The organism is Kribbella albertanoniae, assembly GCF_004348455.1.
Taxonomy (GTDB): domain Bacteria; phylum Actinomycetota; class Actinomycetes; order Propionibacteriales; family Kribbellaceae; genus Kribbella; species Kribbella albertanoniae.
This window is the reverse complement of record NZ_SMKA01000336.1, coordinates 1-9,414: the sequence shown is the minus strand read 5'-3', so window position 1 is coordinate 9,414 and position 9,414 is coordinate 1. Positions and strand designations below refer to the sequence as shown.

The following is a 9,414-nucleotide window of genomic DNA, read 5'->3' as shown; positions in this document are numbered from 1 at the left end:
GATGTGGGGTTTCAGGGGTCGTGGCTGGAGTCGTTGGGTGAGTGGGGGGCCGTGGCTCAGGATGGGTCCGGGTATCACGAGGGGGAGCACGATGTGCGGAGTGTTGAGGGGTTTGCGGCGTGGGTTCGGTATCTGCGGGAGCGGAGTGATCCCAGTACGCCGATGAAGGTGGGGTTTGTGCACGCTACGCACTGGTGGATCGTCGAGGACGGCGAGTACCTGGGGGCGATCACCTTGCGGCACAGCTTGACCGACAAGTTGCTCGAGGGTGGTGGACACATCGGGTACGGCGTTCGCCCGTCGGCGCGTGGTCGCGGATTGGCGGGGTGGGCGCTCGGGGAGGTCGTGAAGCGCGCGCGGGAGCTTGGGCTGGAGCGCGTGATGGTGAGCTGTGACGACGCCAACGTCGCGTCGGCCAAGACGATCGAGCGCAACGGAGGGGTGCTGGAGGACATCCGGGAGACCTGGCTGGGGACCACCCGGCGGTACTGGATCACGACCTGATCATCGACTAAACTTCGAAACTCAGAAACTATCTACGAGATTTCGAAGGTTGAGAATGATCGTCGATGTCCATGCGCACACGCCCACCCACCGCGAGGTGGTCCCGGACGACGAGCGCCAGGTGTACACGAGCTGGCGCAACGACCGGCCGGTGGTGACCACCAACACCTGGGCCGAGTACGACGAAGCGATGGCGGCGGCCGACGTGTCGATCGTGTTCAACATCGCGGTCGACGACCCGTTGGCCGCGACCGGGATCCCGCACCCGCCGGAGCGCTGCAACGACGCCACGATCGAGTTCGTCCGGGACAATCCGTCGAAGCGGATCGGGTTCATGTCGGTCAACCCGACCGCGTACGCCTTCGACGAGGCCGATCGTTGCCGTGAGCAAGGTCTGGTCGGCGTGAAGCTCGGCCCCAACTACCAGAACTTCGACCCGCTCGGCGAGCCCGCGCTGGCGTTCTACGACTACTGCCAGACCAACGGCCTGCCGATCCTCTTCCACTCCGGCGCCTCGCCGATCCGCGAGGCCCCGCTGCGCTACACCTATCCACTCGTCACCGACGAGATCGCGTTGCGGTATCCGGAGCTGCGGATCGTGATGGCGCACATGGGTCACCCGTGGAGCCGCGAGACGGTCGTGACGATCCGCAAACACCCGCATGTGTACGCCGACGTCTCGTCGATCTACCTGCGTCCGTGGGTGCTCTACCAGTCGCTGATCAACGCGGTCGAATGGGGCGCGGCCGGCAAGCTGTTGCTCGGGTCGGACTTCCCGATCGCGAACACCGGTGAGGCGATCGCCGGTTTGCGCACGGTCAACGACATGCTCGAAGGAACGAAGTTGCCGCGCGTTCCGGACGAGGTGATCGACGGAATCATCAACGCCGACGCGCTCGGCGCCCTCGGCCTCAAGGCACCGTGAGGACACCATGGCCACCACAGCAATCGGGTCCGAGCGGCCCACCGACGCTTCACTGCTGGTCCGCGGGGTCTCCCCGGTGCTCGAGGTTCCGTTCACCGCCGATGGTGAGGTCGACTACACCGGCTTCGAGCGGGTTGTTGCCTATGCGCTGTCGACCGGCGTGACCAGCGTGATGTTCCCCGGGTTCGCCTCCGAGTTCCACAAGCTGTCCGAGGACGAACGCCGGAGGCTGACAGCGATCCTGCTGGAGCACACTCGCGACCGCAACGACGTGGCCGCGGTGGTCGCCGTACAGGATCATGCGACCCGGCTCGCTGCGTTGCGTGCGATGGATTCGGTGGAGGCCGGGGCCGACCTGATCAACCTGCTGCCGCCGCACTTCCTGTCGCCGTCGCGCACCGCGCTGGCCGATCACGTGCGCACTGTGCTGACCGCGATCGACCCGATCCCGATGGTGCTGCAGTACGCGCCGAGCGAGACCGGCACGAGCCTCGACGCCGACCTCCTCCGCGCGATCGCCCAGGACCACCCGAACCTCCGCCTGGTCAAGGTCGAGTCGAGCCCGCCCGGCCCGCTGATCGCCGAGCTCGCCGCCGGTACGCCGTCACTCGCAGCCCTGGAGGGGTACGCCGGGGTCCAGCTGCCCGACGCGATCCGCCGTGGCGCGGTCGGAACCCAGCCGGGCTGCTCGCTCACCGAGGTCTACGTGGAGATCTGGCGCCGCTTCGCCACCGGTGACGAGGCCGGCGGGGTCGAACTGCATCGCCGTCTGCTCCCCTACATCTCGTACTGGATGCTCGACACCGAACGCATCATCGCCGCCGAGAAACTCATCTCCGTCCGCCGCGGCCTCTTCGCCTCCCCCTACTGCCGCGAACCCGCCCACCACCTCGACACCGAAGAAGTCCGCATGGTCGACCGAGCCCTCACCGAATTCGCCGACCTCCTCCCCCCACTCGGACGCCCCTGAGACAGAACCTGCTGGCCCGAGACCTGATGCCACAGGTCTCCGGCCACGAGTGGCTGTCTCCTGCCACCACTGGTGGCGTGGGCGGGCTAGTTCAGGCGGAGGCGGGCGGTGAGGGCGTGGCCGTACATGAGTTCGGCGTCGGCGATGGCGGCGGTCGAGGGCGCGATTGTGCGTGCGCCAGCTGGGGTTAGGCGTTGGTAGGTGACGGTCTTCAGGAACTTGCCGACCCAGAGGCCGCCGGTGTAGCGGGCGGCGCGGCCGGTCGGCAGTACGTGGTTCGTGCCGATCGACTTGTCGGAGAACGCGACCGTCGCCTCGGGCCCGATGAACAGCGAGCCGTAGTTGCGCAGGTTGGCGGCGTACCAGTCGTCGTGAGCGGTCTGGACTTCCAGGTGCTCGGGGGCATAGGCATCGCTGACCTGGACAGCCTCTTCGCGAGATTCGCAGACCACGACTGTGCCGTGCTCACGCCAGGCCGTTCCGGCGACCTCGACCGTCGGCCAGTCACCGCCCAGCCAGCGGTCGACTTCCGCGATCACCGCCGTACCGAAGTCGTGCGAGGTGGTGACGAGCAACGCCGGGCTGTTGAAGCCGTGCTCGGCCTGGCCGAGCAGGTCGGCGGCAACCAAGCGCGGATCCGCGGTCTCGTCGGCGATCACTGCGACCTCGGTGGGTCCGGCCAGCAGGTCGATGCCGACGGTGCCGAACAGTTGCCGCTTGGCCTCGGCGACATACGCGTTCCCGGCGCCGACAACCAGGTCGACCGGCGCCACGTCCTCGACGCCAAAGGCTAGTGCAGCAAAGGCTTGTACGCCGCCCAGGCAGAGTATGACGTCCGCACCGGCCAGGTCCATCGTGTAGAGCTGTGGCCCGTAGATACCCTGACCATCCCGTGGCGGCGCGACCGCGACCACGGTGTCGACCCCGGCGACCTTCGGCACGGTCACGGTCATGATCGACGACGCGATCAACGGATACCGACCACCTGGCGAATACGAACCGACCTTGGCCACCGGCAGATGCCGATGCCCCAGTACGACGCCCGGCAGCGTCTCGATCTCCAGGTCCTGCATCGTGTCCCGCTGCGCCCGGGCGAACCGCTCGACCTGACTCCGCGCGAACTCCAACTGCTCCGCCAGCTCGTCGTCGACCGTCTCCGCCGCAGCCTTGATCCGCTCCGCCGGTACGACGAAAGTCGGCGGCTCCCAGCCGTCCAGCTGCGCCGACCACCGCCGGATCGCTGGCTCGCCCTCGTGCTCCACTTCGCGCAGGATCCGGCTGACGGTGTCGATCACCTCCTGCTGCCGCTCGACCTGCTGCGGCCAACCGGTCTTGAGGTGCACAGCCATCGTCTCTCCTCAGCTCATCGCGCAACGAGATGGCTGTGAAGATACGTGCCGAACGATCGCCAGGAAATGGTCGATCAGCGAGACGGTTAGACCACTTCGGCGCCGAGCCGCTCCGAGATCGTGGCAGCCAGCTGGACCAGCGCGGTCTGCGCCTGCTTGCGCTTGTCCCGAGTCAGATCACGGGCGAACGAGGTCACACCGACCGCACCGGCGACGTGCTCACCGGCGGTGAAGAACGGCGCCGCGACACAGGCGATATCGGCCTGCTCCTCCTGGTCCTCGAACGCGAAACCCTGTTTGTGCACCTTGGCCAGCTCGGCCCGGAAGGTCTCCTCGTTGACCGGCTTCGCCTTCGGCCCGTAGCCCTGCTCCAAATGACCGAGCAACGGAGTCAGTTCGTCCTCCGGCAGGTACGCCGCGATCGCCTTCCCCAGGGCGGTCAGGTTGAAATGCGCGACCTTCCCCGGGTAGGTGTCGAACTGGATGAACCCGGGCATCGCGGCCTTGGCGACGTACACGATCGAAGTGCCGGTCAGGACACCGATGTGCACCGGCATTCCGAGGCGGTCGGCGACCTCGCGCAGTTCGCGGTTCGCGACCGAGGAGAGGTCGACCTTGCGGATCAGCTGGGTGGCCAGCCCGTACAGCCGCAGGGTCGGCCGCCAGAAGTGGCTGCGCCCGACCACCCGGCGGCTGGCGTAGTCGCGCTGCTCGAGGGTGTAGACGATCGACGCGCAGGTGGCGAGCGGGATCTTCGCCTTCTTCGCCAGCGCGGTCAGCGTCAGCTCCTCGTCAGAGGTGACGAGCGTTTCGAGCACGGTCAGCGTCCGCGCAACCGCCGGCGACGGCGACCGCTCCTCAGTACTGGAGGCTTCACCCACCCCACCACCCCGGTCGATGTCCATCCTGGCTCCTGCCATGTTTCGAAATCAGAGAGATTCACATCCGATGATGGAGTTTACGGGCTCGGTTGGCGATCTTGGCCCAGGACGGAGTACGGTCGGTGCGTTTGGCAACCAGGTAGCAGGGAGTAGTGAACCGTGTCGGTATCGCAGTCGGCCGAGCGTCCGGAGAAGACGTTCTTCGGGCATCCGCGTGGGTTGATGACGCTGTTCACGACCGAACTGTGGGAGCGGTTCAGCTACTACGGGATGCGCGCGATCCTGCTGCTGTACCTGACCGACCAGGCGCACGGACTCGGCCTGGGCGAATCGCTCGGCCAGGCCGTGGTGTCGATCTACGGCGCCTCGGTCTACCTGCTCTCGGTGCTCGGCGGCTGGTTCGCCGACCGCGTCTTCGGCGCCCGCCGGACCGTCCTGTACGGCGGCAGCGTGATCGTCGCCGGTCACCTCTGCCTCGCGCTTCCCGCGACCAGTACGGCGTACGCCGGGATCGCGCTCGTTGCCCTCGGCACCGGTCTGCTGAAGCCGAACGTGTCGACGATGGTCGGCACGCTCTACGAACAAGGCGATGCCCGTCGCGACTCGGCGTTCTCGATCTTCTACATGGGGATCAACATCGGCTCGTTCTCGGCGCCGTTCGTGGTCGGGTTCCTGCGCCGGGAGTTCGGCTTCCACGTCGCGTTCGCGGCCGCCGCGGTCGGGATGACACTGGCGCTGATCGCCTACCTGCTCGGGCGCCGCACCCTGCACGGCCGCGGCGACACCCCGCCGAACCCGCTCACCGCCGAGGACCGGCCGACGATGATCAAGGTGAGCGCCGCCGTACTGGGTCTGCTCGTGGTCGTCTTCCTGCTGTCGGCGTGGCTGTCCGGCGGGTTCGGGCCGAAGCCGGTCGTCGACGCGATCTCGTACCTGTGCTTCCTGGCCCCGATCGCCTACTTCACGATGCTGCTGCGCAGCCCGCTGGTGACGCCGGTCGAGCGGCAGCGGGTCCGCGCGTACATCCCGTTGTTCATCGCAGCGATGCTGTTCTTCATGGTCTTCGAGCAGGCAGCGACCACGCTGACCACGTTCGCCGCCGACCGGACCAACCTGGACCTGTTCGGCGCGAACATCTCGCCGGAGTTCTTCCAGTCGATCAACCCGTTCTCGATCATCATCCTGGCGCCGGTCTTCGCAGTGATCTGGATCAAGCTCGGCGATCGCGGCCCGAGTATCGGCCAGAAGTTCGCGACCGGCCTACTGCTGGCCGGGATCTCGTTCGCCGTGATGGCGCTGGCGTCGAACGTCGTCGGCGCCAAGCTCGCCTCCCCACTGTGGCTGGTCCTCGTCTACGTCATCCAGACTCTCGGCGAGCTCTTCCTCTCCCCCGTCGGCCTGGCCGCGACCACGGTGCTGGCGCCGCGCGCCTTCCTCAGCCAGATGATGGCGCTCTGGTTCCTCGCGCCGGCAGCCGGCCAAGCGATCACGGCTCAGCTGGTCCAGGCCACCGAAGGCGCTTCCGACACTGCCTACTTCGGCGGCCTGGCGATCGTCACCATCGTCTTCGCCCTGGCCCTCTACACCTTGGCCCCCTGGATCAAGCGCCACACCAAGCAGGACTAGTCAGCGAGCCGTTCCGCCAGCCACGCCACAGCTAGCGGCTGGCGGTACTCAATGGCCCGATGACCGCCATCGAAAAGCTCGAACCGTACGACGTCATCCGCGACACCGACGGTGGTCAGGGTCTGCCGGAAGGCCTGCGCGCCCAGGTCGAGGAACCACTCGTCACTCGTCCCGGCGTCGATCCAGACCGCCCGCTGGGAACGTAACGCTTCGGCATGATCCGGTGCCATCCGGACCGGATCCCAACGCAGCCAGCGCTCCCAGACCTCCGGCTTGAGCGCACCGGTCACCGGGTCGAACGGAAGCTCCGGACTGCCGTCGGCATCCGGTGAGAAGCAGGCAGATACGCCGAGCAGTTCGAGCAGCCGCTCATCCTCAGGTCGGGTGAACGCGATTCGGGTGCTGAAATCACGCCACCACGCGAAGATGTCGCCGTCGTACTGACGTAGGTGCCGTGCGGCCCAAAGGAAGTGCGGGATGTACTGCGCTTCGGACAGCGCGTCGCCCGAGTGCGTGGCGAATGCGCCGAACAGGTCCGGCCGGAGCATCGGCGTGATCATCGCGCCGAGACCGCCACTCGACTTGCCGGCGATCGCGCGGTGGTCGCGATCCGCGATCGTCCGGTAATGGGCGTCGACCCACGGGACCACCTCGTCACACAGGTACGAGTGATACGGGCCGGTTCCGGGCGAGTCGACGTACTGGCTGCCGCCGTACTTGGTGAAGGCGTCGACGTAGACGACGATCATGCCCGGCGCCTCACCGCGGGCGAACAAGCCGTCGATCAGCTCGGGAACGGGTTGCCGGTAAGGCATCCGGTTGTGCCACAACGGCAGCGTGCCGCTGAAGCCGAGCAGCATGTACACGGTCGGGTAGCGGGTGGTGCCGCCGTCGTAGCCGGGTGGGGTGTAGACCCACACCGGCCGGCGGGACGGATCGCCGAGCGGGTTGTCGCGTAACAACCGACTGTCGATCGTGTCCTCGTCGAGGCGGCCGATCAGTTCGAACACAGGCAGCTCCTCATCGTCGATACTATGAAACCATAATATATTGAATCGTAGTACCATCGGGGTCATGCGGGATTCGATCGATCGGCACATCGAGTACTGGCAGCACGAGGTGCCCGACCTCGACGTCGAGGTGGAGGGCGTCGTCACGCGGATGCAGATGCTGGTTCGGCATCTGCAGCAACGGCGTGCGGCGGCGCTGCAGGAGCTCGGGCTGCGCAGCTGGGAGTACGACATCCTCTGGCGACTGCGCTCCGCGGGCCCGCCGTACAGCGTCACGCCGACCGCACTGGCCGTTGCCCTCGACACCCATCCGGCCACGCTGACGAACCGCCTGGACCGGCTCACCCAAGCCGGCCTGGTCGCCCGCAGCCGCGCGGCCACCGACCGCCGCAGCGTGGTCGTCGTACTGACCGAAGACGGCCATCGTGCCTGGGAGTCCTCGATCGGTTCCCAAGCCAGTGCCGAACAGGAACTGCTCGCCCCGCTGTCGCCTCGCGAACGCGAGACCCTGCTCAAACTCCTCCGCAAGGTCGTCGTCGCCGCCGAGGCCGACGGCCCCGACCTCATGCCCAGCCCGTAAATGCTCAGCCCCTAGATGCTCAGCCCCTAGATGGAGGCGCTTCCCCCACACGGGTGAAGCGCTCGACGGCCCGGCCGTCGGATGCTCGAAGCATGCAACCCGTCCCCCGCTGGGCCTACCGCCTCGCCCACGCCATCCCGTTCTTCGTGCTGCCCTCGAGCCTGTGGCGGATCGGGCTCGTGTTCGGCTCGTCGATGGGCATGATCGACGAAACCGGCCAGGAGATGTACGTCCACGGCTTCGGCCCCAAGCTGTACGTCGTCGGCCTGTCCCTCTTCTCCGAAGCGCTGGCCCTGACCAGCCTCGGCCTGGTCCAACGCTGGGGCGAGATCGTCCCCCGCTGGATCCCCCTCATCGGCGGCCGCCCCGTCCCGCCGTACGCCGCCATCATCCCCGCCACCCTGGGCGGCCTCTCCCTGATCGCCCTCTGGACCTACGCCATGCACGGTGCCTACACCGACAGCGCCCTCAACTTCACCAGCACCCCCTGGCAGTACCTCATGGTCGGCAGCTACAGCTTCCTGCACCTCTGGGGTCCCTCCCTACTCCTCCTCACCTGGGCCTACCACCGCCGCCGCAAATCTCACGCCGGCGCCAACGCTCGCGAGGTGGGGCGGACCGCCAGCACTGTCTAACCCTCCGCTCCTCGGGCAGTTCAGGCTCACCAGCACCTGCACCAGTAGCCGCGCAGGACGTTAGACAGTGGTGGAGATCCGCCCCCGGGGTCCACCGACCGCATCGCGGAGGGTGCGCACTCCCCGCGGAGGCCCTGACCAGGCCATGAGGTTCTCCCGACCGATGTGTGGCTGGTTCGCCGTCATCCCCGTCGCAACGTCCGAAGATCCGGAGACCACGCCCTCGGATCCTTCGGACGTTAACCCCGAGCAACGATTAACGTCCGACGATCCGCACACCAGGCGCGCGTGTCCTTCGGACGTTGCAGGTACGGCGGCCTGCTGCGCGGCGTGGAGGTGGGCCGGCTGGAACCGCGGTCACCTGGTGGGGAGTTCGGACATCTGGTCGGGTGTCCGGGGTCCCCAGTAGCTGTACGCGGTTCGGCTGTTCGGCTGGTTATTGCGGGGTTGGGGAGTTCTACCCGTCGTTTCCGGGAGGTACGACTCCCCAGCCTCGCCGGACAACCGCGTACAGCAACCCCCAACCTGCCTCAACCCACCGCGGCGGGTCAGCGGAGAGGCCTCGTCTCCTCGAAGGCAACCCCAGCCCGTCAGCCCCAGACCTCATGCACCTCTGCCCGCCGACCTCCACCTCTGCCCGCCGAGCTCCACCTCTGCCTGCCGGCCTCGCCATCCGGCCCAGCCAGGCACCCGCCCCAGCCACACCTCTTCAGTAACGCCGGCCGCAGCGGCGAGTAACCACAACCCGCGCGACCGGCCGCATCCGAGCGGCACAGGCCGGCGCAACGCAGCTTGCCCCCTCACCCGAGGGGTTGCCCACTGAAAATTTCAGGGGGCAACCCCCCGGCTCAGGGGGCAACCCCCCCCCCAACTCAGGGGATATCCGCTCAACTGGACCCTTCTCCCCTGAAATAACGAGCAGAGAAGGGGCAAC

The 9,414-nt window shown here is 67.3% G+C and carries 9 protein-coding genes; 6 read left to right on the top strand and 3 right to left on the bottom strand.

The window, feature by feature from the left end; all coding sequences use genetic code 11:
- The 3 genes from E1261_RS40340 to E1261_RS40330 form a co-directional block, all read left to right on the top strand.
- A partial coding sequence (locus E1261_RS40340; protein ID WP_338033984.1) for a GNAT family N-acetyltransferase occupies positions 1-504 on the top strand: 504 nt, incomplete at its 5' end.
- 55 nt (positions 505-559) lie between these two features.
- A complete protein-coding gene (locus tag E1261_RS40335; RefSeq protein ID WP_132415030.1) occupies positions 560-1,429 on the top strand; it encodes an amidohydrolase family protein in 870 nt (289 codons plus the stop codon).
- 7 nt (positions 1,430-1,436) lie between these two features.
- Positions 1,437-2,399, top strand: a complete 963-nt coding sequence (locus E1261_RS40330) for a dihydrodipicolinate synthase family protein (protein WP_132415029.1) — start codon at positions 1,437-1,439, stop codon at positions 2,397-2,399.
- A gap of 86 nt (positions 2,400-2,485) precedes the next feature.
- Here the strand turns inward: E1261_RS40330 and hisD are convergent, their stop codons facing one another.
- Both hisD and E1261_RS40320 read right to left on the bottom strand, forming a co-directional pair.
- Positions 2,486-3,748, bottom strand: coding sequence for a histidinol dehydrogenase (hisD, locus tag E1261_RS40325; protein ID WP_132415028.1), 1,263 nt, complete (start codon positions 3,746-3,748; stop codon positions 2,486-2,488).
- A gap of 86 nt (positions 3,749-3,834) precedes the next feature.
- Positions 3,835-4,653 carry an IclR family transcriptional regulator gene (locus E1261_RS40320; RefSeq protein WP_132415027.1) on the bottom strand — a complete coding sequence of 273 codons (819 nt, stop codon included), beginning with the start codon at positions 4,651-4,653 and terminating at the stop codon, positions 3,835-3,837.
- 135 nt (positions 4,654-4,788) lie between these two features.
- On the opposite strand from E1261_RS40320, the gene E1261_RS40315 reads away from it, so the two are divergent.
- The gene (locus tag E1261_RS40315) at positions 4,789-6,255 is read left to right on the top strand and encodes a peptide MFS transporter (protein WP_238176747.1); all 1,467 of its coding nucleotides are present in this window, start codon (positions 4,789-4,791) and stop codon (positions 6,253-6,255) included.
- Here the strand turns inward: E1261_RS40315 and E1261_RS40310 are convergent.
- On the bottom strand, positions 6,252-7,265 hold the full coding sequence (locus tag E1261_RS40310; protein WP_238176746.1) for an alpha/beta hydrolase: 1,014 nt from the start codon (positions 7,263-7,265) through the stop codon (positions 6,252-6,254). The two genes, E1261_RS40315 and E1261_RS40310, sit on opposite strands and share 4 nt — an antisense overlap.
- Positions 7,266-7,329: 64 nt before the next feature.
- Here E1261_RS40310 and E1261_RS40305 point away from each other — a divergent pair, with 64 nt between their 5' ends.
- Positions 7,330-7,845, top strand: coding sequence for a MarR family winged helix-turn-helix transcriptional regulator (locus E1261_RS40305; RefSeq protein WP_132415026.1), 516 nt, complete (start codon positions 7,330-7,332; stop codon positions 7,843-7,845).
- A gap of 92 nt (positions 7,846-7,937) precedes the next feature.
- Positions 7,938-8,480 carry a hypothetical protein gene (locus E1261_RS40300; protein ID WP_132415025.1) on the top strand — a complete coding sequence of 181 codons (543 nt, stop codon included), beginning with the start codon at positions 7,938-7,940 and terminating at the stop codon, positions 8,478-8,480.
- The last annotated feature ends 934 nt before the right edge of the window (positions 8,481-9,414 follow it).